This is a genomic window from Flavobacterium cauense R2A-7, from assembly GCF_000498475.1.
Classification (GTDB): domain Bacteria; phylum Bacteroidota; class Bacteroidia; order Flavobacteriales; family Flavobacteriaceae; genus Flavobacterium; species Flavobacterium cauense.
The window spans coordinates 250643-274663 of the sequence record NZ_AVBI01000019.1; the positions used below are offsets into that span (position 1 = coordinate 250643).

The window sequence follows — 24021 nt, forward strand, 5'->3', positions numbered from 1 at the left end:
ATCTCACTTTATTTTCCAACAGATTTTAATTGCCGTGTCAATTTTAGGGCCGAAGTCATTTGCATACTTTTTTGTATCGCAAACGGATTTCTGACCTCTAAAATTTGTGTTTTTCATTACTGTTTTATTAAAGTTTCAATTAATAAAGTAATTGTCCATGAAACCAAAAATTACCTTACTGTTGTTATTTATCCTGTTAGGAATTAACAATGTCTTTTCGCAATTTACTCCTCAAAAACCAGACTTACGTTTGTGTGGTACTGCACCTAATTATTATGAGGACTATTTTAACTGTACGTCTAACAATTATACTTTGGATCAGGTTTTCCTTAGTCTTACCAATGTTAATGGGGTTCCGTTATCAAATACAACCTGTACCCCGGGAGTGTCACAACAAATGTATGTGATGCTGAATTATACTTCTAATTCAAACAGCAATATTACTCAAACCAGAATTTTTGCTGACTTATCAATTGACGGAGTTATAATTCCAATTAATGCCTATCTTGGAAGTGTTGCGCCGGGTGCCGGACAACGTCAAATTTATGGCCCATTTACGTGGACTTGCGGACAAGAATTATCCTTGTGCAGAATTTTAGCGGTGTGGCAAACCAGTGGAAACGCAAATGACCCCGAGTTAAGTTCTTACAATTGTAACACTTACAGTAAGTCTCAATGTGAGTTTGGAAGCTGTATGATTGTTGCCGCTCCTTTAGCAGTAGAATATACTTATACTGTTTGTACTTCTGGAAACCTATCAACGGTGACTTTTAACAATCAAACTTCTGGAGGTATTACGCCTTATTCTTATTTATGGAATTTTGGGGATGGAACAACTTCTACTCAACAAAATCCTGTTCACAACTATGCCTATCCCGGAGGACCTTATACAGCTACTTTAACTGTAACGGATTCAAATTTACCAAATCATTTGGTAAGTACTTATTCACAAGTGATTAATTTACCTAATCCAATTTCAATCTCTGGAATTGTAAGTGGTGCAAATTGTTCAAACCAAAGCAATGGTTCCATTGATGTTTCGGTAAATGGAGGAACAGCACCTTACACTTACTCATGGAATACTGGAGCAGTTACACAGGATATTTCCGGTCTTGCTCCTGGAACGTATACAATTACCGTAACCGATGCCTTTGGTTGTACAAAAGCACAAAGTTTTACAATTGGCATTGGGGATACTTCCAATCCTGTTGTAACTGCACCTAACGATTTATCGATTGAGGGTTGCGGAACAGCGTCAATTGCATCACAAGGTTTACTGCCGTATTCAACAACTTTGGCAAGTATTACATTAGCACAATTTACAGCGGCCGGCGGAAGTTATACCGATGCATCTGCAATAACATCTGTAACTTATCAGGATGTTGCTTCAGGAACTTGCCCTACTATTGTTACCAGAACTTTCAGATTAACAGATGCTTGCGGTAATATTGGTTCAGATCAGCAAGTTATAACCATAGACGATACAACATTACCTGTTATTGCAGCATTACCGGCTCCGTCAACCATAAATTGTCCGGCAGTACCGCAATTTGTTCAGGCAACCGCAACGGATAATTGTTCTGTAGCTTCATTAACATTTAATGATGTAAGAACTCCAGGGAATTGCGCTGGTTCCTATTCTATTACAAGAACATGGACTGCAACAGATGCCTGTGGAAATTCATCAACAAAATCACAAACCATCAATGTTCAGGATGTTTCAGCTCCTGTAATTGCTGCATTACCGGCTCCATCAACGATTAATTGTCCGGCTGTACCGCAATTTGCACAAGCAACGGCAACAGACAATTGTGGATCGGCATTTACATTAACGTTTAACGATGTAACTACACCGGGCGGTTGTGCAGGATCGTATTCTGTTACAAGAACATGGACTGCTTTAGACGCTTGTGGAAATTCATCTACAGCATCGCAAACCATAAACTTTCAGGATGTTACCGCACCTGTAATTGCTGCATTACCGGCTCCATCAACGATTAATTGTCCGGCTGTACCGCAATTTGCTCAGGCAACAGCAACTGATGCTTGTGGTTCCAGTGTAGCACTAACCTATATTGATAAAAATGTGCCGGGACAATGTGCCGGAAGTTATACCTTAATCCGCGTTTGGGTTGCCACAGATGGATGTGGAAATTCATCTACCGCTTCTCAAATTATAAATGTTCAGGATGTTACTGCTCCTGTAATTGCTGCGTTACCAGCTCCATCAACGATTAATTGTCCGGCTGTACCGCAATTTGCGCAAGCTACTGCAACAGATAATTGTGGTTCCGCTTTTACGTTAACTTATAATGATGTGAGAACTCCCGGAAATTGTGCAGGATCCTATTCCGTAACAAGAACATGGACTGCTTTAGATGCTTGTGGAAATTCATCTACCGCTTCTCAAACTATCAATGTTCAGGATATTTCAGCTCCCGTGATTGCTGCATTACCGGCTCCATCAACCATTAACTGTCCGGCTGTCCCTCAATTTGCTCAAGCAACAGCTTCAGACAATTGTGGTTCTTCATTTACACTTACTTTTAATGATGTGAGAACACCTGGAAATTGTGCCGGATCCTATTCTGTAACAAGAATATGGACTGCAACAGATGCTTGTGGAAATTCATCAACCGCTTCTCAAACTATCAATGTTCAGGATATTACTGCTCCTGTAATTGCAGCCTTACCTGCGCCATCAACCATTAACTGTCCGGCAGTACCTCAATTCGCTCAAGCTACGGCTTCAGACAATTGTGGTTCCGCATTTACTTTGACTTTTAATGATGTGAGAACTCAAGGAAGCTGTTCAGGATCTTATTCTATAACCAGAACATGGACCGCTACAGATGCTTGTGGAAATTCATCTACTGCTTCGCAAACCATCAATGTTCAGGACATTGCCGCTCCGGTTCCTCCGCAAGCACCTGCTAATATTACGGTGTCATGTAGTGGTGATATTCCGCAAATGATATCTTTAACGGCTAACGATGCTTGTAATGGTCCAATAACTGTATCAGGAACAGATGCTTTAACAAGCGGAAGCTGCTCCGGAAGTTTTACAGTGACAAGAACTTGGGTGTTTACAGATTCTTGTGGCAATTCTTCTTCCGTTAGTCAGACTATTAATGTAAATGATTCTTCCAGTCCGGTATTACCTACTCCTCCGGCGAATATTACAGTATCCTGTATCGATTTGGTACCACCAATGATTTCATTAACTGCCACCGATACTTGTGCCGGACAAATTACCGTTCCGGGAGTTGACACTATTGCTCCTGGAAATTGTCCAAATTCATTCGTAATTACTCGTAGATGGACTTTTGCAGATCCTTGTGGAAATTCTGCATCTGTATCGCAAACAATCAATGTTAACGATAACATTGCTCCTGTTGTACCGGAAGCTCCTGCTGATGTAACTGTTTCTTGTGGTTCATTAATCCCAGAAATGGTTTCCTTAACTGCAAACGACGCTTGTTATGGACCGATAACTGTTGCCGGAGTTGATTCTGTAACTCCTGGAAACTGTGCTAATTCTTACGTAGTAACTCGTACTTGGACATTTGTGGATGCTTGTGGAAACACTTCTTCCGTATCACAAACAATCAATGTTAACGATAATATTGCACCTGTTGTACCGGAAGCTCCTGCTGATGTAACCGTTTCTTGTGGATCCTTAATCCCAGAAATGGTTTCCTTAACTGCAAACGATGCTTGTTATGGACCGATAACTGTTGCCGGAGTTGATTCTGTAACTCCTGGAAACTGTGCTAATTCTTACGTAGTAACTCGTACTTGGACATTTGTGGATGCTTGTGGAAACACTTCTTCCGTATCACAAAGAATCAATGTTAACGATAACATTGCACCTGTTGTTCCGGAAGCTCCGGCTGATGTGACTGTTTCTTGTGGATCCTTAATCCCAGAAATGGTTTCCTTAACTGCAAACGACGCTTGTTACGGACCAATAACTGTTGCCGGGGTTGATTCTTTAACGCCAGGAAACTGTGCTAATTCATACGTAGTAACTCGTACTTGGACATTTGTGGATGGTTGTGGAAACACTTCTTCCGTGTCACAAACAATCAATGTTAACGATAATATCGCACCTGTTGTACCGGAAGCTCCTGCTGATGTAACTGTTTCTTGTGGTTCATTAATTCCTGAAATGATTTCCTTAACTGCTAATGATGCTTGTTATGGACCGATAACTGTTGCCGGGGTTGATTCTGTAACGCCAGGAAACTGTGCTAATTCATACGTAGTAACTCGTACTTGGACATTTGTGGATGCTTGTGGAAACACTTCTTCCGTATCACAAACAATCAATGTTAACGATAATATTGCACCTGTTGTACCGGAAGCTCCTGCTGATGTAACCGTTTCTTGTGGATCCTTAATCCCAGAAATGGTTTCCTTAACAGCAAACGATGCTTGTTATGGACCAATAACTGTTGCAGGAGTTGATTCTGTAACTCCTGGAAACTGTGCTAATTCATACGTAGTAACTCGTACTTGGACATTTGTGGATGCTTGTGGAAACACTTCTTCCGTATCACAAACCATTAATGTTAACGATAACATTGCTCCTATCGCTCCGGAAGCGCCGGCTGATGTAACTGTTGCTTGTAGTGGTGAAATCCCTGAAATGGTTTCGTTAACTGCAACCGATAACTGTACAGGTCAAATAACTGTAATGGGCTCTGATGAAATCTCTTTAGGGGAATGTAGAAATTCTTATTCTATAGTAAGAACCTGGACTTTTGTCGATGCATGTGGAAATACATCATCAGTGAGTCAGAATATCATCGTATCCGATCAGACAGCACCTGTCTTGCCTGAAGCTCCTGCTAATTTGAATATTTCATGTGCTTCGGAATTGCCTAGACCATTATCGCTTACTGCTGTTGACAACTGCTCCGGAAATATTGTGGCTGAAGCTGTCGACTCAGTTGTAGAAGGTAATTGTCCGAATTCATTTGTGGTAACAAGAACATGGACTTTCATAGACGAATGTGGAAACAGCTCTTCTCTATCTCAAGTGATTACCGTTTCTGATCAAACGCCTCCAACGCTCGACAGTAATTTAACACCGGAAATAACATCAGCATGTATTGATATTCCGGCTGCACCAGAGTTAAGTTTCTCTGACAATTGTGGCGGCAGTGTAACCGTTGTTTACGAAGAACATGTTGATCAGGACAGTGTAACGGAACAAACTTATGATTTGATAAGAACATGGACCGCAACAGATGCTTGTGGTAACGTTACTGTAGTTTCACAAATAATTCACGTAACTATTCAGGATTATTTTGATGCCGACAATCCGGAATTGTGTAATAATGATTCTGCTTATGCAAATTATAATTTAATGTCTTTGCTTCCGGAAGGAACAGAACCGGGCGGACAATGGGTTGGTGTAAATGTACCGGATAATTTATTCAATCATGAGAATAATACTTTGGATGTTACACAATTAGCTGCAGGATATTATACAATTCAATATATTCTGACTACGGAACAAACTGCATGTCCAAGAACCTTGGAGTTCTATATTCATGTTGTTGACGATTGCGGAGTTTTGGCAGCCTGTACAATTACTGTATACAATGCGGTTTCTCCAAATAATGATGGTTTAAATGATGTATTTGTGATTGAAGGCCTTGAATGTTATCCTGAAAACAATGTACAGATTTATAACCGTTGGGGAATATTGGTATTCGATAAAAACGGATACAATAACACGACCGTTTTCTTTGATGGAAAATCAGACGGAAGATCTACTTTTAACCGCGGTGAAGAGTTACCTGATGGAACTTATTTTTACATCATGAAATACAAAGATAATGAGACTGGAGCTTGGCATGACAAGTCAGGGTACTTGTATTTAAACAGATAATTCTCATAATACTATTAATTATTTACCAATTTAATTTAAATTAGTGAACATGAAAACAAAATTAATAACACTCGTTTTAGGATTAATAGGTATGATGGGTTATTCGCAACAAGACTCACAGTATACACAGTATATGTATAATACCATTAATATAAATCCGGCTTATGCCGGCTCAAGAGAAGTTCTGAGTATCTTCGGATTACACAGAAGCCAATGGATAGGATTGGACGGAGCACCTACAACAAATGCGTTTTCAATAAACTCCCCTATTGGAGACTCAAGTTTTGGTATCGGACTTTCTTTCGTAAACGATCGAATCGGTCCTGCCAATGAAAGTGCAATTTCGGCAGATTTATCCTATGCGATTCCTATGTCGGAAAATTATAAACTTGCTTTCGGTTTAAAAGGAACAGCAAATCTTTTTAATCTTGATGTCAATAAACTAAAAATTCAGGATCAGAATGACCCACAGTTTCAAAATCTAAGCAATGATTTCAGTCCGAATGTAGGCGCAGGAATTTACCTTTATTCTGATAAATTTTATGCTGGTTTATCTGTTCCTAACTTTTTTGAAACCAACCATTACAAAGACAATTCGGTTTCAATTACACAGGAAAAACTGCATTATTATTTTATCACAGGTTATGTTTTTGATGTCGGAGAGAATTTAAAAATAAAACCTTCGATACTTGCAAAAGCTGTTGAAGGTGCGCCCTTACAAGCTGATGGTTCTCTGAACTTTTTAATTTACGACAAACTAACTCTTGGAGCTGCCTACAGATGGGACGCCGCCTGGAGTGCGCTGGCAGGATTTCAAATATCAAATTCAATCTTCATCGGATATGGATATGATAGAGAAACTACTCGATTACAGAATTATAATTCCGGTTCTCACGAGATTTTCCTGAGATTTGAATTGTTCAGTAATTCTAAAATGTTAACTCCTCGTTTCTTCTAAATTGAAATGTTATGAAAATTAAAGCACTACTTATAATTACCTTATTCAGTATAGGTACTATATATTCTCAGATTGGGAAACAGGCAAGAGCAGATAAAAAATATGATAATTATGCCTACATCGATGCTATCGAAGTTTATGAAAAAGTAGCAGAAAAAGGTCATAAATCCGTAGATTTATTTGAAAAACTCGGAAATTCATATTATTTCAATGGTGAATATGATAAAGCCGAAAAATGGTATTCCGAATTGTTTGCCATGACAGAAGATGTTCCTGCCGAATATTATTTCAGATATTCACAATCCTTAAAATCAATTGGAAACTATAAAAAAGCCGATGAATATCAGTTAAAATTTTATCAGAAAACTAATGATAAAGCAGGAGAAGAAATGTTGAAAAATAGAAACTATCTTGATGAATTACGAAAAAATTCAGATCGATATGTTGTTGAAAACGCCGGAATTAACACCGAGTTTTCGGATTATGGTTCAATGTTTAAAGGAGCTGACGTTATTTTCACCTCGGCAAGAAAAACAAAAGACGTATTCCAGAAAAAACACAGTTGGACGGGGCAGTATTTCACGAAACTTTATACTGCAAAAGTAGCAGATGACGGTAAACTCAGTGATGCACAAGAATTTGCAAAAGAGCTGGATTCTAAATTTCATGAAGCGACTCCGGTTTTCACAAAAGACGGAAATACCGTTTATTTTACCCGAAACAATTACAATGAAGGAAAAAAAGGAAAAAGCGATGATAAAGTAAACAAACTCAAAATTTATAAAGCGACTTTAAAAGACGGAAAATGGGAAGACATCAAAGAACTTCCGTTTAATAATGACAATTACAGTGTTGCCCACCCTGCTTTGAGTGCAGATGAAAAAACACTGTACTTTTCATCGGATATGCCCGGAACATTGGGAGCATCGGATATTTTTAAAGTAGCAATAAATGGAGATGGTACTTTTGGCACACCGGAAAATCTTGGAAGCGGAATCAATTCGCCTTTACGTGAAACATTTCCATATGTGACAGATAAGAACGTTTTGTACTTTTCTTCCGATGATCATTTAGGAATTGGCGGTTTGGATGTATTCGAAGCGAAAATGAATAAAGACGGAAGTTATACTTCAGTAAGAAACGTTGGTGCGCCGATTAACAGTCCGAAAGACGATTTCGGTTACATCGTAAACACTAAAACGCATGTAGGCTATTTTACTTCCAACCGTGATGGCGGCGTAGGTTCTGATGATATTTACAAGTTTCAAGAAAATGTTTGTGAGCAATTAATAAGAGGAACGATTACCGATATGCAAACCGCTCTGGCTTTGCCGGGTGCAAAAGTTTCCCTCTTTGATGCGAATATGGAACTGATAAAAGCTGTAGAAGCGGATGATAAAGGTGATTTTGCTTTTGAAGAAAATATCGAATGTGATAAAAAGTATTACGTAAGAGCTGAAAAAACCGATTACGAGACCAAAGAAATTAATGTTTCCGTTCCTTTAAAATCTGGAGAAACCCGAGCTGATATCGCTTTGGAAAAACGTGTAATGCCTATCGAAAACGGCACCGATCTTGCTAAAATTTTCGACATCAGTATTATTTATTTCGATTTGGACAAATGGAATATCCGCCCCGATGCTGCAGTAGATTTGGAAAAAATTATTGCTGTAATGGAGAAATATCCTAAAATGAAAGTCGACATTCGTTCGCACACCGACAGTCGTCAAACACATAAATATAACGAAAGACTTTCGGATCGAAGAGCAAAATCTACTTTAGAATACATGGTTAAAAACGGTATCGACCGAAGCAGATTAACTGCGAAAGGTTTTGGAGAAACACAACTCATCAATGGTTGTTCCGATGGTGTAAACTGCTCTGAGGCAGATCATCAAAAAAACAGACGAAGTGAATTTATTGTCTTAAGCATGGATTAATTCTTTATATTTTTTGTTACAATTACTTTAATAAAAAAGCATTCGCCAGGCGAATGCTTTTTCTTTTTTGGATTATTTAAACCCAGAAACTAAACACATATTTTTAACTAAGGTTATTTTCTGATGAACATGTTGGTGAAATACATTTTTCCTTCAGGATTGGTTTTAACCGCAATTCCGAAATGAGTGTAATCGCCTTCCATGTTTGCTTTATGAGCCGGACTGTTTATCCAGGCCGTTACCACAGATTGTGCGGTAGAATAATTGTAGGCAATGTTCTCCCCTACAGCAACAGCTCCTAAAGTAGTTCTTAAATTCTCCTCTCTTTGGGCAAAAAGGGCGTGTGTTAACGTATTAATCGAAATCATGTATTCGTCGTGACCTTCGGAAACGTTTGAAATATGATTTATTTTTTCCAGCGGATTTAATCCTTTGCTGATGCGGTATTGATTTACTAAATCGGCCACATCGTTTTCAATCTGACTGTAAGTGTAATTATTGTTTATCGTATAATTGGAAGACGTTTCAGCTTGTGGCGTTGTGTCTGCACTTTCTGTAGAGCATGAAGCAAAAGTTATAAGCAGGGCAATGATCGATACGGGGCGAAAAATTGTTACTCTCATAAACTCAAAATTTAAATGTTATGCCTTATCTCACTATCAATTGTTTTTTTGTGTAACTAATTGATAACTAGACAAATGTACGTTAAAATCGATTATAAGCAAATAAAATCGACGAAATGCATTTAATTTTAACATTTAAAGTTAAAATACGGAATAACAACCACATAAAACTAAATTTGATTTAAGAAAATGATTGCTTAAAAGATTAAAATGTTTCTCTTTGCATTTAGTACAAATCGATACCAACCTCATTATCATTAGTTTAAATAAAATTGTATTGTTAATTACTTGTGCAACCAAATAATTGCACGTATATTTGCAACCATATAGTAGCGTATAAGCATTATGGAAATAAGAAGAGACATATTTCAGGCTATTGCAGATCCTACCCGAAGAGCGATTATCGGGCTTATCGCAATGCAGGCAATGACACCTAATGCCATTGCAGAACATTTTGATACAAGCAGACAAGCCGTTTCAAAACATTTAAAAATACTTACCGAATGTGATTTGATAACCCAAGAACAAAAAGGCAGAGAAATCTATTACAAGCTTGAAGTAGCCAAAATGAAAGATATCGATATCTGGCTGGAACAATTCAGAAAAATTTGGGAAACCAAATTCAGACAGCTGGACGATTTATTATCAACTATTAAAAACCAGAAAAAATGAACAACAATTTGCAATCTGATTTCACCGTAGACAAAGCATCAAAAACGGTAATAATCAACAGAGAATTTGCTGCCGGGCTTTCGTTGGTTTGGGATGCCTTCACAAAAGCAGAACTTCTGGACCAATGGGTAGCTCCAAAACCATGGACATCAAAAACGAAATATATGAATTTTGAAGTCGGCGGAAAACGATTTTATGCCATGGTAAGTCCGGAAGGATTAGAACATTGGGCCATTCAGGAATACACTTCCATTACGCCAAAAACCAATTTTAAGATGTTTAATGCATTTGCAGATAAAGATGAAAATCCGCAGTTACCCGGTTCTGATTGGGATTATAAATTTAGCGAGCATAACGGCAACACGAAAGTGTGTATTACAATTTACAATGAATCTTTGGAACGAATGGAAAGAATGATCGAAATGGGTTTCAAGGAAGGATTTATGATGAGTGTAAGCAATTTGGAAAAACTATTGGAGACGTTGTCATAAAACGGAATTTCAAATACATTAAATTAAAAAAAGCATTCGTTTGGGCGAATGCTTTTTCATTTTTGGGATTATTAAAACCCAGAAACTAAACAGATATTTTCCTGTAAATTACTTTCTGATGAACATGTTAGTGAAGTACAATTTTCCTTCGGGATTGGTTTTAACCGCAATTCCGAAATGAGTGTAATCGCCTTCCATGTTTGCTTTATGAGCCGGACTGTTTATCCAGGCCGTTACCACAGATTGTGCGGTAGAATAATTGTAGGCAATGTTCTCCCCTACAGCAACAGCTCCTAAAGTAGTTCTTAAATTCTCCTCTCTTTGGGCAAAAAGGGCGTGTGTTAACGTATTAATCGAAATCATGTATTCGTCGTGACCTTCGGAAACGTTTGAAATATGATTTATTTTTTCCAGCGGATTTAATCCTTTGCTGATGCGGTATTGATTTACTAAATCGGCCACATCGTTTTCAATCTGACTGTAAGTGTAATTATTGTTTATCGTATAATTGGAAGACGTTTCAGCCTGTGGCGTTTCGTCTGCACTTTCTGTAGAACAAGAAGCAAAAGTTATAAGCAGGGCAATGATCGATATGGGGCGAAAAATTGTTACTCTCATAAACTCAAAATTTAAATGTTATTGCTTTGTTTTGAAATCAATTATTTTTTCATAACTAATTGATAACGAGACAAATGTACGTTAAAATCGATTATAAGCAAATAAAATCGATGAAACGCACAAAATTTTAACATTTAAATATAATTTATTGATATTTAAGGAGATAACCTTTCAATTTTCCAATTATAATCGTCCTGAAGCTGATAACGAATTCTGTCATGCAATCGGTTAGGACGACCTTGCCAAAACTCAACCGAAATCGGTTTAACAAGATAACCTCCCCAATGTTTTGGACGATGAATTTCTTTGTTTTCGAATTCTTTTTCCAATGATTTGAGATGCTGTTCTAAAAATTCACGGGATGGAATAACATCGCTTTGCGGGGAAACGATCGCGCCTAATTTACTGCCATCGGGACGGCTGTCGAAATAATTATCGGAAATGATTTCAGCAGTTTTTTCGGCAATTCCTTTTATAATCACTTGTCGCTCCATCGAATGCCAAAAGAAAGAAAGGCAAACATGTGGATTTTGTGCCAAAGCTTTCCCTTTCTCGGAATTATAATTAGTGTAGAAAATAAAGCCTTCTTCATTAAACTTTTTAAGCAACACTACTCTGGCCTTTGGAAATCCATCCAAACCAATGGTAGAAACGGTCATGGCATTCACCTCCTCTATTCCGCCCAAATCTTCGGTTTCATAAAACCAACGGTGAAATAAATTCATAGGATCTTCCGGAATATTGGTTTCCAGAAGTTCGCTTTTTTCATATGATTTTCGGTAATTGCTTAAGTCAGACATTTGTGAAGGTTCTAAGGTTCTGAGTTACTAAGGTACTAAGTTTTATAGCTAGAATTCAAATTCACGACCATCATCGGCCAGAAGGATATTCGGAAAAATGGTTTCCGCTTCGGTTTTAAATCGTTCAATGCTTTCGTAACGGGTAGAATAATGTCCTAAAATCAAGTGTTCCACATTTGCTTTCTTTGCGATGGCAGCCGCTTGTTTTGCAGTACAATGCATGGTTTTTTCAGCTAAATGTTCTTCAGAATCTAAAAACGTACTTTCATGATATAAAACCGTGGCGTTTTCAATAATCGGAACAATATTTTCGTCATAAACCGTATCAGAACAGAAAGCATAACTCATCGCCGGTTCAGGATCGAAAGTCAGTTTTTCGTTTGGAATTACTCTTCCGTCTTCCAGCGTAATATCGCCACCATATTTTATTTTCTGATAATAAACCACATCGATATCATGATTTAAAATCGCATCAATATTTAGTTTTCGTTCCCTGTTTTTTTCCTGAAATAAATAACCGTTCGTGTATACCCTGTGTTTTAAAGGAATCGTTTTTACCACAACTCTTTCGTCTTCAAAAACGACTTCGCTTTCCGCACTTTCCAGTTCATGAAAATAAAGATTATAACCAGTATAAGAATTTGATAATCTTAACTGTAGAAGAATTACCTCTTTTATTCCTTTAGGTCCGTAAACATGTAAATCGGTTTGACGATTCAGCAACATAAAGGTTGAAATCAGTCCAACCAAACCATAAAAATGATCGCCGTGCAAATGCGAAATAAAGATATGTTCTATACGGGAAAACTTGATTTTATTTTTTCGAAGCTGTACCTGAGTTCCTTCTCCGCAATCAATTAAAAACATACGATTTTTAATTTCCAAAACCTGGGAAGTCGGATTGGTAATCGTTCTGGGAGTCGCTGCATAACAGCCTAATATTGTGAGTTTCATTTATAGAGTTTTCAGGCGTTGTTTTCAGTTACAGTTAATAAATACTGTAAACTGACCACTGCTCACTAATTTTAGAATCCTAAATCGCGTTCGATTTCTTCCATTTCAATCATGTCGTGTGCTTCCAAAAGCGTCGGAACTACCAATAATGAATCCGGAATCTCATTAAAATCGATATTTTCGGCCACAATTACGAATGATTTTTTAGCTTTTTTATGCTTTTTGGACAAATCAGAAAACGTTTTGATAGCTTTTACATCTACTGATTTATCGTGGGTTACATCCAAAATTAGGTTACGCTCTTTAAACGATTCGTATTGGTCTGTAACTTTTTTAAGGAATTCCGAAACATTACCTTCGGTATCTTTAATTATAGTGGTGTGTATTTTGTGATCTACTTTCATGTTTAAGTGGCTTAGTAGCTGAGTTGCTAAGGTACTGAGTTTTTTTAATCTCAACAACTTTCTGTCATTCGACTTTTAAGTTTAAGAACTACTTAATCTTCTGCGCCAATAAATAAATAACCGCCATACGAACTGCTACCCCATTTTCAACCTGATTTAGGATAACCGATTGTGATGAATCCGCCACATCAGAAGTGATTTCAACTCCGCGGTTAATTGGTCCCGGGTGCATGATTACGATTTCTTTGTTTAAAGAATCTAATAACGCTTTGTCTACGCCATATTGCTGGGAATATTCTCTTGTAGAAGGGAAATAGTTTACATCCAAACGCTCGTTCTGAACGCGGAGCATATTAGCAACATCACACCACTCTAATGCTTTACGAAGGTTTGGTTCATATTTTACGCCTAATTCTGTAATGTATCTAGGAATTAACGTTTTAGGTCCGCAAACCATAACTTCAGCACCTTGCATTTGTAATGCGAAGATATTTGAAAGGGCAACTCGGGAATGCAGCACATCCCCTACAATAACTACCTTCTTACCTCCTACTTCACCTAATTTTTCACGAATGGAATAACTATCCAGTAAGGCTTGCGTTGGATGTTCATGTGCTCCGTCACCGGCATTTACAATACTTGCCTTAACATTTTGGGAAAGAAAATGAGCCGCTCCCGGATTTTTATGACGCATTACCACCATATCTACTTTCATCGAAAGGATGTTGTTTACGGTATCAATTAGCGTTTCCCCTTTTTTAACAGAGGATTGTGCTACCGAAAAACTCATTACATCGGCAGAAAGCCTTTTTTGTGCCAATTCGAATGAAAGTTTAGTACGCGTACTGTCTTCGAAGAAAATATTGGCGATGGTAATGTGTTGTAATGAAGGTACTTTTTTAATCGGACGGTTGATTACTTCCTTGAACTGATCGGCAGTTTCGAAGATTAAATCGATGTCGTTTTTGTTGATGTATTTTATTCCAAGTAAATGATTGACGCTTAGCTCTTTCATCGTTAATGTTGTGTTGTTGTGTTGTTGTAATTTTATAATTGAAAGATTGAAAAATTTAAAGATTAAACGATTGAAACATATAATTATAATTTTGTTTCAGCTTCTTATTTTTTCTTTTCCCTTCTCTCTTTTAACTTTTAACTTCTTTCGCTACTAAAAGCACCTGATCTTCTCCATCGTTTTCTTTCCAGTGTACGATAACTTTTTCGTTGTTAATCGCATCTACCTGTCTTCCGCGATAATCCGGCTGAATGGGTAAATCACGACTGAAACGTCTGTCGATAAGTGTTAAAAGTTCAATTCCCGATGGTCTTCCAAAGGATTGAATTGCGGTTAAAGCTGCTCGAATACTGCGACCGGTGTATAAAACATCGTCTATGAAAACCACTTTTTTATCTTCTACTAAAAAGTCGATTTGGGTTTTATTGGCTTCCATTGGTTTTTCGTTTCTTCTGAAATCATCTCTGAAAAAAGTAATATCCAAAAAACCTAACGGGATGTTTTTAATGTTGTACTCATCTTCAAGGATTTGCTTGATTCTTTCCGCTAAATACTTACCTCTCGGCTGAATTCCAATAAGAATAGTGTTTGAAAAATCGAGATGTTTTTCGATTAACTGACAGGCCAAACGATGCAGAATGATATTGACTTCTTTAGAAGTGAGCAATATTTTTTGACTCATAATGAAGTGTTGTGTTTGGTGTGTAAAAATACGATAAATTTCTTAATCTGAAAGATTATCACTGATTATTGAGTAACTTTAAAGAATATTTTTCTCTAAATGACATAAGTTATTTCTTAATCTAAATTAAGTGCTTTCGCTGATTTGATGCTGTAACTTTGTGTACCAAAATTAAAGAAGAACATCATGGCAACAAAAAAAATAGAATTAGTAGCCGAGCCAAGAGCACCGCATTTCGTGGGTGACGGTTTCAGAGTACACAACTTCATCCCGAGTGGTTTTCGTTTGGATATGGAACGTATGAGTCCGTTTATCATGTTGGATTACAATTCCAAATATCATTTTCCGCCATCGGAAATTCCAAAAGGTGTTGGCGTGCATCCGCACAGAGGTTTTGAAACCGTAACGATTGCCTACAAAGGAAAAGTAGCCCATCATGACAGTGCCGGAGGCGGCGGAATCATTGGTGAAGGCGACGTGCAATGGATGACCGCGGCTTCCGGAGTTTTACACAAAGAATACCACGAAGAAGAATTCAGTAAAACCGGTGGTGAGTTCCAAATGGTACAGCTTTGGGTGAATTTACCGGCAAAAGACAAAATGAGTGCACCAAAATATCAGGCAATTGCAAATAGTGAAATGGGAATTTATACCCTTCCGGACAACGCTGGTTTTATCGAAGTAATTGCCGGAAATTATAAAGAAGTAAAAGGTCCGGCGGCCACCTTCACTCCGGTAAACATGCAAAATGCAAAACTGAACAAAGGCGGAAAAGCATCGTTTTCGTTCCCGGCCAGTTACAACACCGCATTACTTGTTATTGAAGGCAGCATAAAAGTAAATGATGAAAAAACCGTTCCAACCGACCATTTCGTTTTATTCGAAAATGAAGGCGAAGATTTTACTATAGAAGCTTTAGAAAACGCAATAGTTTTGGTATTAAGCGGAGAGCCGATTAATGAACCGATTTTCCCTCATGGTCCGTTTGTAATGAATACCAGAGAAGAAATCATTCAGGCAATTGAAGATTTCAACAACGGGAAATTCGGTCATCTTGAAAATTAATACAATCAAAAGCAACAATCTTTTAAATAGGTTGTTGCTTTTTTAATAATTAACCCATTATCTAAAATTCCAACTATCTAAAAATCTAAAAATGAAACCAGAATTCGAAAACATACCACTATACAAAAACGAAGAAAACCATCGTTTTGAGATTACTTTTGAAGGTCATAAAGCTTTTATCGACTATAAAGAACGTCCGGGAAAAATCACTTTAATCCATACGGAAGTTGAACCCGAATTGGAAGGCAAAGGCGCCGCTACAGCCGTAATCGAAAAAACATTGGAATATATAGAACAACACAATTACAAACTTGTTCCGCTTTGTCCGTTAGTATTTGCGTATATCAAAAGACATCCGGAATGGAAACGCATTGTAGATGAAAATTTCAAAGGTTTTGAAGAATAACACAATCACAATCTTTAAATTATAATAACATGAGCAGTACAACACCCATTCGCGACCCCAAAAACGATCATTTGTTAAGTCCTGAAAATGTAGCACTAATTATTATTGATTATCAGCCCATTCAGGTTTCTTCAATTAAATCGATGGATCAAACCTATTTGACGGAACAGATTGTACGTTTGGCCAAAACTGCAAAAGTGTACAATATTCCCGTAATTTTATCGACGGTAAATGTACAAACAGGAAGAAATCAGGATACTATTGCTCCGTTAAAAGAAGTTTTAGCCGAAAACGCGTCCTACGACCGCACCAGCATAAACGCTTGGGAAGACAAAGAATTTTACGAAGCCGTGAAAGCAACCAGAAGAAAGAAATTGATTATGGCCGCACTCTGGACAGAAGCTTGTTTGGCTTTTCCGGCATTAGACGCACTAAAAGAAGGTTTCGAAGTTTTTCCGGTAGCCGATGCTGTTGGCGGAACATCGCCTGAAGCACACAATATTGCATTAAGAAGAATAGAACAAGCAGGTGCGCAATTAATTTCGGTAAACCAATTACTTTGCGAATTACAACGCGACTGGAACCGTGAGGAAACCGTACACGGCTTTTTTCAGGTATTATTTAAAGATGGAAAAATACATTAAACTATGTCGAACGTACAATTAATTATTGAAGAACGCGCCGCCGATATTGGAAATTTCATGGTTGGCAGATTACTTCCTTTCAAAGAAAAACGAACGGTTGGTCCGTTTGCTTTCATAGATCACATGGGGCCTACCTATTTAACTGAATCAGAAAATTTTGATGTTGCTCCACATCCGCATATCGGCTTGTCTACCCTTACCTATCTTTTTGAGGGAAGTATTATGCACAAAGACAGTTTGGGAACCGAAATGGAAATAAAACCCGGAGCCGTAAACTGGATGACTGCAGGAAAAGGCATTGTACATTCCGAAAGAACGCCGCAATACCTAAGAGACTTGGAAAAAATGCTTCATGGTTTACAAATTTGGGTAGCGCTTCCAAAAGAACTGGAAGAAATGGAACCAAGTTTTACTCACATTGAAAAAGACGATATTCCGCATTGGGAACAAAACGGACTTTCCTTCAAATTAATCGCCGGTGAAGCATTTGGCCGAAAATCACCTGTTCCGGTTTACAGTCCGTTGTATTTTCTGGAAATTAAATCAACGTCGGCACAAAAAGTTACAATCGGAGCGGATTTATTTGGCGAAAGTGCCCTTTATATTTTAGAAGGCAGCATTAAAAGCGACGAAAATGTATTCGAATCGAAGCAAATTTTAATCGCTAAAGACAGTAAGCTTTGCGAATTTGAAATGGCAGAAAACACTACCGTTTATATTTTTGGAGGCGAGGCTTTTCCGGAAGAACGCTTTATTTTCTGGAATTTTGTTTCTTCCAGTAAAGAACGGATTGAGAAAGCAAAAACCGACTGGGAAAACCAAACCTTTCCAAAAGTTCCGGGCGAAACGGAATTTGTTCCACTTCCACCCGCTTTAAAAAACTTTAAATAATTATGGAAAAAATAAACGCACATCTCGGACAGGAAAAATATAAAACCGAAATCAAAACAGCCACCAATTCACTGATTGCAGATGAACCTCTGGATTTGGAAGGACAGGATTTAGGTTTTTCACCCAAAGAACTTTTGGCTTCTGCATTAGGTTCCTGCACCATAATTACTTTAAAAATGTATGCGAACTTAAAAGGCTGGGATTTAACCGATGTGAATATTGAAGTGACTTTCGATTGGAATAATGAAGAAATGAAATCCGTATTTACCCGAAAAATTGAACTGATAGGTGATTTAACCGAAGAGCAACGCGAACGACTTTTGAAAATCGCTGATAAATGTCCGGTTCATAAAGTTTTGATGAATCCGACGGAAATTGAGACAAGTTTGATTTAGTCGGTACAAGTTTTAATCTGAAAGAAAACATCAAAAGAGTTAGGATTCCTGTTTAAGGCGTTCTAACTCTTTTTTAATTTCCTTTTGATAGTGTTGTGCTGTTTTTATCGCGAGTTCGCATTTTAACTGAACAGCACTACCATTCTTTTCGATGCCTCGTGTGGCTTTATTGCGCAATACTTTTATAAAATCCTGTGATGGTTTTTCTTTTTCCGGAAGCTCGGTTTCAAGATACGTGACTAATTCCATAACAGAAACACTTTTTTGATACTTCGCTTTTAGCTGTTCCAGTTCGCGGTTTAACAGTACTACTTCTATTTCGCTGTTTTTAAGTTCTTGCTCCAGTACAGCCAAACATTTTGCATTTTCTTTTTTATCGTCTATAGAACCGGTTTTTTCCTGCTGTTTGCTTTGTATATGATTGTAAAAAGTTACGAGTTTATGCATTTTCGCGACTGGTAATTCCCGCAAACCAAGTTCAAACATAGCGATTTGACTTTTGGTGGTTTTTAATAAAAAAGCGGCTTCCTCTTGGGTAATGCCTAACGTTTGTCTGAAGTCCTTGTTTCTTATCATACGAATCGGCTTGTATTATTTTGTGATTTTTTAATTCTGATTTTTGATTCGATTACAAATTTGTGATTTTTATTTTGAATATAAAAATTTGATTACGTTTTTGTGATTTTTTTAATTTATTATTTGTTTTGATTACGTGTTGTCAACAATAAAGTGTCGTATGGTTGTGGATAACTTTTGTGATAGTTTTGAAAGAAATTTTTTATTTTTGGACACTAGACAGGTAATTTGAAACATATTTATGTGTTGTGCAACATACTCCAAAACATGATCTAAATTTAACTAACATTTAAAAAATTGAAAACACAAATCGCAATTTTTCACATATTTCAAGCATATTCATTTTGATTTTAATAAGCGCATGCGCAACGTATAAAGGTAATTATACCACTAATACTATTATTCTACCTGTAGATATTAATCGTTTAGAGGGAAAATGGGTTATTGACGAACCTATTTTGGAAAATATTCATGCATCATACAACACAAAAGTCATAGAATGTTATCAAAATCAATTAAATAATAAATTTCAAACTTTAGTCCAAATTGGAGATTTCAACAATACGATTTCTCTAAAAAAAGCTCTGGAAACAAATATAAAAACTCTTGATTTTTATAAGGAAAAAACTCAATTTGATTATTTAATATCCACAAAAATTAAATTAAATGTAGATGATAATCATTTAACAAAAGAACTCTACATAAAAATAATAACCTACAATCTTAATAATAAAGAAAAAATATATGAAAAAGAATATTTTTTTAGAGATGATTTTACCGGTTTTAACGACAGTCCTCTACCATCGAATTTAAAAAGGTTTCTGCGAATTTCCATCGAAGATTGCATAAAAGATTTTGGAAAAGACAAATATTGGAAATATAAATCTAAAACTTAATAACTCCGTCGAACAACAGTGGTTTTGCAAAATTTAGGCTTGGTGTTTAATGGAACGATCTTTTTATATATTTAATGTTAGTCATAACGTAATGATTCTGGAATAAAAATCCTAACTTCATAAATCCCGAAAACATCAATTAACCCAAAAATGAACAAAATTTCAAAAAAAACACCAACATTAATTACAGAACGATTAACGCTTCGGCCTCTTTCTGTAAATGATGCCACTGAAATTTTACTATTGCGTTCTGACAGGGAAATCAATAAATATCTTGACCGGAAACCAAGCAAAACACTTGAAGACGCATTACAATTCATCAAAATTATCCTTGAAAACCGTGAGACTTTTTATTGGGCCATCACAAAAACCGGCGAAGCAGAACTAATCGGAACCATTTGCTTGTTTGATTTCTCAAACGATACCAACAAATGTGAAATCGGATACGAGCTTAGAACGGAATTTCAGGGACAGGGAATCATGCTTGAAGCCGCAAAGAACGTCATACAATACGCGATGGAAAACCTTGGCATACAAAGTATGGACGCCTTTACCCACAAAGACAATCAAAGCTCGACAAGCCTTCTGCAAAAACTACACTTTAAAGATTTAGGAAGCAGTGCAGTTGAAAATCCGAATTTGATTGTATTTCGGTTAACAACGAAAAAGTAATCAAGACGGAGGCAGCCATAATTTACAGGAACATTCCAAGTGTACTGTAACTAATCAATCAAAACAAAAAACCCCGCCATTACTGACGGGATTTTTATATATTAAGAATACATCTGTTTTCTCATTTCTTTGATTTTCTCATCTTCAAGATATTCATCAAACGTCATGTAACGGTCGATAACACCTTTCGGAGTGATTTCCACTACTCTATTTGCAACAGTTTGCGCAAATTCGTGGTCATGCGTGGTAAACAATACCGAACCTTTAAAATTTTTCAACGAGTTATTGAAAGCTGTAATCGATTCCAAATCCAAGTGGTTCGTTGGTTCGTCCAGCATTAAAACGTTGGCTCTCATCATCATCATACGGGACAACATACAACGTACTTTTTCACCTCCCGATAAAACTCGTCCTGTTTTTAAAGCTTCTTCTCCGGAGAAAATCATTTTTCCTAAGAATCCGCGAACGTATACTTCATCTCTTTCCGGTTCGGTTTTAGCCCATTGGCGTAACCAATCCACCAAAGTCAAATCGTTTTCGAAGAAACTGTGGTTGTCTGCCGGTAAGTAAGATTGCGTTGTCGTGATTCCCCAGTCAAAAGTTCCGGAATCAGCTTTCATATTGCCGTTTAAGATTTCATAAAAGGCTGTAGTTGCACGGGAATCTTTAGAGAAAACCACAACTTTATCGCCTTTTGCCATGTTTAAATCAACATTTTTGAACAAAACTTCACCATCAATGGAAGCACTTAAATTCTGTACATTCAAAATCTGATCGCCGGCTTCTCTTTCCTGATCGAAAATAATCGCTGGATAACGACGGCTGGAAGGTTTGATTTCGTCCAAATTTAATTTATCAATCATTTTTTTACGGGAAGTTGCCTGTTTTGATTTGGCAACGTTCGCCGAGAAACGACGGATAAACTCTTCTAATTCGGCTTTTTTCTCTTCTGCTTTCTTATTTTGTTGAGCTCTTTGTTTTGCAGCTAATTGCGAAGACTCATACCAGAAAGTATAGTTTCCGGAATAATGGTTGATTTTTCCGAAGTCGATATCCGAAACATGCGTACAAACCGCATCCAGGAAGTGACGGTCGTGAGAAACCACTAAAACCGTGTTTTCATAATTGGCTAAGAAATTCTCCAACCAACCGATGGTTTCAAAATCCAGGTCGTTGGTAGGCTCATCCATAATCAATACATCCGGATTACCGAATAAAGCCTGTGCCAATAACACACGTACTTTCATCTTTCCTTCCATATCGCCCATCATTGTGTAATGATAATCGGCTGAAATTCCTAAATTGGAAAGCATCGCTCCGGCATCTGATTCGGCATTCCATCCGTTCATTTCATCAAACTGCATTTGCAATTCTCCGATACGGTCGGCATTTTTATCATCGTAATCGGCATACAATTCGTCCATTTCCTTTTTAATGGCAAATAACGTTTTGTTTCCCATCATTACGGTTTCCAATACCGTGTGGTCGTCAAACATATTGTGGTTCTGGTTTAAAACCGACATACGTTTTCCGGGCTCAAGAATAACGCGGCCTGAAGTAGGATCGATATCACCTGATAATATTTTTAAAAAAGTTGATTTTCCGGCACCGTTAGCTCCGATAATTCCGTAGCAGTTCCCTTGCGTGAAGGTTACGTTTACTTCGTCGAACAAAATTCGCTTACCAAATTGTACCGATAAATTTGAAACTGTTAACATTGATTTCTTATTTTTTATAAAAGTGTTGCAAAAGTAGAAAAAATAACGGAGTTTTGACGCGGTTTATTTAGAATGTGTTTATACTTATTTTAACTGTACATTAACAGCAAGTTAAGTATTACAAAGCTATTTTTGTTTCGATAAATAACTGATATTGAATGTTTGCCTATTTCAAAAATCTACTACTTCCTATTTCCACAGTTGCTTTGTGTACGCTTTGTTCTTGTAATAAAGAATTTAAAGACGACAATTACACAGCCTATTTTGGAGGTGAGATCCTTAACCCAAACAATCGTTATGTCCTTTTGTTAAAGGATAACGAAGTTATTGACTCAATCTTACTGGACGATAAAAACCGTTTTTTTAAGAAATTCGACTCGCTTGCACCCGGAATGTACACTTTCAGACACGAACCGGAATACCAATACATCTATTTCGATAAAAACGACAGTATAATGCTTCGTTTAAACACAAAAGAGTTTGATAATTCTCTTGTTTTTTGCGGACGCGGCGATCAGAAAAATAACTTTCTGATTGAAATGTTCCTTAAAAATGAAGCCGATCGCGGTTACGATGTTTTTGATAAAGATTATAAAAGTTTTACCAAAACAATCGATTCGTCTTACAATTCCAAAAAAGCATTTTACCTACGCAGAAAAACGGAAATCGGCTGGGATGAAAAATTCGACACTTATGCAAAAGCTTCTTTGGATTTAAACCATCTGGCGAAAAAAGAGATTTACCCGATTGCACACAAAAGAAGAAGCGGTGAAGATATCTGTAAATCGTTGCCTAAAAATTATTACGATTTCAGAAAACAAATAGACTACAATAACGAGGATTTAACCACTTATGTAGCTTTTGTGCGTTACATGACAGCAATGCTAAACAATATTGCCTACAAAAACTGCAATACTGAAAAAGATTATGAGCAAACAGCTCTGGCATCCAATATTAAGAAACTGAACATAACCGACACGCTTTTTAAAAATCAGAAAATTAAAAACGGTGTTCTGAACAATATTGCCTTTATGTATCTTCTTGAAGATCAAAACATGGCAAACAATAATAAGTTTCTGGAACGTTATTTTCAACTTTCCACTGACAAGAGCAAGCACAATGAAATTCGGAAAATATCGAGTGCTGCACAGCATTTAAATCCGGGAAGCAAACTTCCGGAAGAAAAGTTCATAAACACATTTGGTGAAAATGTTGATTTCAATCATATGATCAACGGACAAACAATTGTTTTCTTCTGGACGATGAGTTCAAAATCACATTTGGAAGCCGTTCACAAAAAAGCACAGGAACTTAAAGCCAAATATCCCGAATTAAATTTTATAGCGGTTAACATGGACGACTCCAAAGAAGACTGGCTTAAAACATTGGCTAAGTACGATTTTAGGGATACTGTTGAGCTTCACGCATCAGAGTTACAAAAACTGAAAGACGAATGGGTAATTACAAAAATTCACCGTGTAATACTTCTAAACGCAGACGGTACCATTAAAAATGCTTTCGTAAGTCTTTTTGATGCCCGATTTGAAGAAAATCTGAAATAGAGTTTGCAGTGATTAGTTTGAAGTATTCGGATTAAGATTTACACTTAAAAAAACATAAAAAAAATACACAAAAAAAGGATTCAATAATTTGAATCCTTTTTTTATACGCATTGTATTCACTGCCTTCTACTGACCAC

The 24021-nt window shown here is 37.0% G+C and carries 22 protein-coding genes; 13 read left to right on the forward strand and 9 right to left on the reverse strand.

All coding sequences use genetic code 11. The features are described from left to right. Positions 1 to 157: 157 nt before the first annotated feature. From FCR2A7T_RS11165 to FCR2A7T_RS11175, 3 genes are read left to right on the forward strand one after another with little or no spacing between them, the layout of a single operon-like run. Complete coding sequence (locus FCR2A7T_RS11165; RefSeq protein ID WP_023571404.1) at positions 158 to 5902, forward strand: T9SS C-terminal target domain-containing protein; 5745 nt, start codon at positions 158 to 160, stop codon at positions 5900 to 5902. 49 nt (positions 5903 to 5951) lie between these two features. Further along, the gene (locus tag FCR2A7T_RS11170) at positions 5952 to 6860 is read left to right on the forward strand and encodes a PorP/SprF family type IX secretion system membrane protein (protein ID WP_023571405.1); all 909 of its coding nucleotides are present in this window, start codon (positions 5952 to 5954) and stop codon (positions 6858 to 6860) included. 11 nt (positions 6861 to 6871) lie between these two features. Continuing rightward, positions 6872 to 8800: an OmpA family protein gene (locus FCR2A7T_RS11175; protein WP_023571406.1), complete on the forward strand. Its 1929-nt coding sequence runs from the start codon at positions 6872 to 6874 to the stop codon at positions 8798 to 8800. A 113-nt stretch (positions 8801 to 8913) separates the two neighbouring features. Here FCR2A7T_RS11175 and FCR2A7T_RS11180 read toward each other — a convergent pair whose 3' ends face one another. Further along, positions 8914 to 9423 carry a CAP domain-containing protein gene (locus FCR2A7T_RS11180; protein WP_023571407.1) on the reverse strand — a complete coding sequence of 170 codons (510 nt, stop codon included), beginning with the start codon at positions 9421 to 9423 and terminating at the stop codon, positions 8914 to 8916. 351 nt (positions 9424 to 9774) lie between these two features. Here FCR2A7T_RS11180 and FCR2A7T_RS11185 point away from each other — a divergent pair, with 351 nt between their 5' ends. Then, a complete protein-coding gene (locus FCR2A7T_RS11185; protein WP_035118518.1) occupies positions 9775 to 10095 on the forward strand; it encodes an ArsR/SmtB family transcription factor in 321 nt (106 codons plus the stop codon). Further along, complete coding sequence (locus FCR2A7T_RS11190) at positions 10092 to 10586, forward strand: SRPBCC family protein (RefSeq protein ID WP_035118296.1); 495 nt, start codon at positions 10092 to 10094, stop codon at positions 10584 to 10586. The genes FCR2A7T_RS11185 and FCR2A7T_RS11190 overlap by 4 nt, the downstream gene beginning before the upstream one ends. 108 nt (positions 10587 to 10694) lie before the next feature. Here the strand turns inward: FCR2A7T_RS11190 and FCR2A7T_RS11195 are convergent, their stop codons facing one another. From FCR2A7T_RS11195 to pyrR, 6 genes are all read right to left on the reverse strand, one after another. Next, entirely contained in the window at positions 10695 to 11204 is a 510-nt protein-coding gene (locus FCR2A7T_RS11195; RefSeq protein ID WP_023571410.1) for a CAP domain-containing protein, read from the reverse strand. 155 nt (positions 11205 to 11359) lie between these two features. Continuing rightward, complete coding sequence (pdxH, locus tag FCR2A7T_RS11200; RefSeq protein WP_023571411.1) at positions 11360 to 12004, reverse strand: pyridoxamine 5'-phosphate oxidase; 645 nt, start codon at positions 12002 to 12004, stop codon at positions 11360 to 11362. Positions 12005 to 12052: 48 nt separating this feature from the next. Continuing rightward, the gene (locus tag FCR2A7T_RS11205) at positions 12053 to 12958 is read right to left on the reverse strand and encodes a ribonuclease Z (protein WP_023571412.1); all 906 of its coding nucleotides are present in this window, start codon (positions 12956 to 12958) and stop codon (positions 12053 to 12055) included. A gap of 71 nt (positions 12959 to 13029) precedes the next feature. After that, positions 13030 to 13362 carry a hypothetical protein gene (locus FCR2A7T_RS11210; RefSeq protein ID WP_023571413.1) on the reverse strand — a complete coding sequence of 111 codons (333 nt, stop codon included), beginning with the start codon at positions 13360 to 13362 and terminating at the stop codon, positions 13030 to 13032. Between the two features lie 88 nt (positions 13363 to 13450). Further along, positions 13451 to 14377 (reverse strand): aspartate carbamoyltransferase catalytic subunit, encoded by a 927-nt coding sequence (locus tag FCR2A7T_RS11215; protein ID WP_023571414.1) that lies wholly within the window; start codon positions 14375 to 14377, stop codon positions 13451 to 13453. A gap of 130 nt (positions 14378 to 14507) precedes the next feature. Then, the gene (gene pyrR / locus FCR2A7T_RS11220; RefSeq protein WP_023571415.1) at positions 14508 to 15059 is read right to left on the reverse strand and encodes a bifunctional pyr operon transcriptional regulator/uracil phosphoribosyltransferase PyrR; all 552 of its coding nucleotides are present in this window, start codon (positions 15057 to 15059) and stop codon (positions 14508 to 14510) included. A 186-nt stretch (positions 15060 to 15245) separates the two neighbouring features. Between pyrR and FCR2A7T_RS11225 the strand changes: the two genes are divergently transcribed. The 5 genes from FCR2A7T_RS11225 to FCR2A7T_RS11245 all read left to right on the forward strand — a co-directional run bounded on the left by FCR2A7T_RS11225 (position 15246) and on the right by FCR2A7T_RS11245 (position 18460). Continuing rightward, positions 15246 to 16124 (forward strand): pirin family protein, encoded by an 879-nt coding sequence (locus tag FCR2A7T_RS11225; protein WP_023571416.1) that lies wholly within the window; start codon positions 15246 to 15248, stop codon positions 16122 to 16124. A 91-nt stretch (positions 16125 to 16215) separates the two neighbouring features. After that, complete coding sequence (locus FCR2A7T_RS11230; protein ID WP_023571417.1) at positions 16216 to 16530, forward strand: GNAT family N-acetyltransferase; 315 nt, start codon at positions 16216 to 16218, stop codon at positions 16528 to 16530. Between the two features lie 29 nt (positions 16531 to 16559). Continuing rightward, positions 16560 to 17174 carry a hydrolase gene (locus FCR2A7T_RS11235; protein ID WP_023571418.1) on the forward strand — a complete coding sequence of 205 codons (615 nt, stop codon included), beginning with the start codon at positions 16560 to 16562 and terminating at the stop codon, positions 17172 to 17174. A gap of 3 nt (positions 17175 to 17177) precedes the next feature. Then, positions 17178 to 18065, forward strand: coding sequence for a pirin family protein (locus FCR2A7T_RS11240; protein ID WP_023571419.1), 888 nt, complete (start codon positions 17178 to 17180; stop codon positions 18063 to 18065). A 2-nt stretch (positions 18066 to 18067) separates the two neighbouring features. Further along, positions 18068 to 18460, forward strand: a complete 393-nt coding sequence (locus tag FCR2A7T_RS11245) for an OsmC family protein (RefSeq protein ID WP_023571420.1) — start codon at positions 18068 to 18070, stop codon at positions 18458 to 18460. 39 nt (positions 18461 to 18499) lie between these two features. Here the strand turns inward: FCR2A7T_RS11245 and FCR2A7T_RS11250 are convergent, their stop codons facing one another. After that, positions 18500 to 19036 carry a helix-turn-helix domain-containing protein gene (locus tag FCR2A7T_RS11250; RefSeq protein WP_023571421.1) on the reverse strand — a complete coding sequence of 179 codons (537 nt, stop codon included), beginning with the start codon at positions 19034 to 19036 and terminating at the stop codon, positions 18500 to 18502. 344 nt (positions 19037 to 19380) lie between these two features. Between FCR2A7T_RS11250 and FCR2A7T_RS11255 the strand changes: the two genes are divergently transcribed. Both FCR2A7T_RS11255 and FCR2A7T_RS11260 read left to right on the forward strand, forming a co-directional pair. Next, complete coding sequence (locus FCR2A7T_RS11255) at positions 19381 to 19932, forward strand: hypothetical protein (RefSeq protein WP_023571422.1); 552 nt, start codon at positions 19381 to 19383, stop codon at positions 19930 to 19932. Between the two features lie 150 nt (positions 19933 to 20082). After that, a complete protein-coding gene (locus FCR2A7T_RS11260) occupies positions 20083 to 20604 on the forward strand; it encodes a GNAT family N-acetyltransferase (RefSeq protein WP_035118297.1) in 522 nt (173 codons plus the stop codon). 101 nt (positions 20605 to 20705) lie between these two features. Here FCR2A7T_RS11260 and FCR2A7T_RS11265 read toward each other — a convergent pair whose 3' ends face one another. Continuing rightward, positions 20706 to 22322 carry an ABC-F family ATP-binding cassette domain-containing protein gene (locus FCR2A7T_RS11265; RefSeq protein ID WP_023571425.1) on the reverse strand — a complete coding sequence of 539 codons (1617 nt, stop codon included), beginning with the start codon at positions 22320 to 22322 and terminating at the stop codon, positions 20706 to 20708. Positions 22323 to 22480: 158 nt separating this feature from the next. Between FCR2A7T_RS11265 and FCR2A7T_RS11270 the strand changes: the two genes are divergently transcribed. Next, positions 22481 to 23884 (forward strand): TlpA family protein disulfide reductase, encoded by a 1404-nt coding sequence (locus FCR2A7T_RS11270; protein WP_023571426.1) that lies wholly within the window; start codon positions 22481 to 22483, stop codon positions 23882 to 23884. The last annotated feature ends 137 nt before the right edge of the window (positions 23885 to 24021 follow it).

Coding starts and splice junctions, on each gene's coding strand:
- FCR2A7T_RS11165 (WP_023571404.1), top strand. CDS start 158: ATGAAACCAAAAATTACCTTACTGTTGTTATTTATCCTGTTAGGAATT.
- FCR2A7T_RS11170 (WP_023571405.1), top strand. CDS start 5,952: ATGAAAACAAAATTAATAACACTCGTTTTAGGATTAATAGGTATGATG.
- FCR2A7T_RS11175 (WP_023571406.1), top strand. CDS start 6,872: ATGAAAATTAAAGCACTACTTATAATTACCTTATTCAGTATAGGTACT.
- FCR2A7T_RS11180 (WP_023571407.1), bottom strand. CDS start 9,423: ATGAGAGTAACAATTTTTCGCCCCGTATCGATCATTGCCCTGCTTATA.
- FCR2A7T_RS11190 (WP_035118296.1), top strand. CDS start 10,092: ATGAACAACAATTTGCAATCTGATTTCACCGTAGACAAAGCATCAAAA.
- FCR2A7T_RS11195 (WP_023571410.1), bottom strand. CDS start 11,204: ATGAGAGTAACAATTTTTCGCCCCATATCGATCATTGCCCTGCTTATA.
- pdxH (WP_023571411.1), bottom strand. CDS start 12,004: ATGTCTGACTTAAGCAATTACCGAAAATCATATGAAAAAAGCGAACTT.
- FCR2A7T_RS11205 (WP_023571412.1), bottom strand. CDS start 12,958: ATGAAACTCACAATATTAGGCTGTTATGCAGCGACTCCCAGAACGATT.
- FCR2A7T_RS11210 (WP_023571413.1), bottom strand. CDS start 13,362: ATGAAAGTAGATCACAAAATACACACCACTATAATTAAAGATACCGAA.
- FCR2A7T_RS11215 (WP_023571414.1), bottom strand. CDS start 14,377: ATGAAAGAGCTAAGCGTCAATCATTTACTTGGAATAAAATACATCAAC.
- pyrR (WP_023571415.1), bottom strand. CDS start 15,059: ATGAGTCAAAAAATATTGCTCACTTCTAAAGAAGTCAATATCATTCTG.
- FCR2A7T_RS11225 (WP_023571416.1), top strand. CDS start 15,246: ATGGCAACAAAAAAAATAGAATTAGTAGCCGAGCCAAGAGCACCGCAT.
- FCR2A7T_RS11230 (WP_023571417.1), top strand. CDS start 16,216: ATGAAACCAGAATTCGAAAACATACCACTATACAAAAACGAAGAAAAC.
- FCR2A7T_RS11235 (WP_023571418.1), top strand. CDS start 16,560: ATGAGCAGTACAACACCCATTCGCGACCCCAAAAACGATCATTTGTTA.
- FCR2A7T_RS11240 (WP_023571419.1), top strand. CDS start 17,178: ATGTCGAACGTACAATTAATTATTGAAGAACGCGCCGCCGATATTGGA.
- FCR2A7T_RS11245 (WP_023571420.1), top strand. CDS start 18,068: ATGGAAAAAATAAACGCACATCTCGGACAGGAAAAATATAAAACCGAA.
- FCR2A7T_RS11250 (WP_023571421.1), bottom strand. CDS start 19,036: ATGATAAGAAACAAGGACTTCAGACAAACGTTAGGCATTACCCAAGAG.
- FCR2A7T_RS11260 (WP_035118297.1), top strand. CDS start 20,083: ATGAACAAAATTTCAAAAAAAACACCAACATTAATTACAGAACGATTA.
- FCR2A7T_RS11265 (WP_023571425.1), bottom strand. CDS start 22,322: ATGTTAACAGTTTCAAATTTATCGGTACAATTTGGTAAGCGAATTTTG.
- FCR2A7T_RS11270 (WP_023571426.1), top strand. CDS start 22,481: ATGTTTGCCTATTTCAAAAATCTACTACTTCCTATTTCCACAGTTGCT.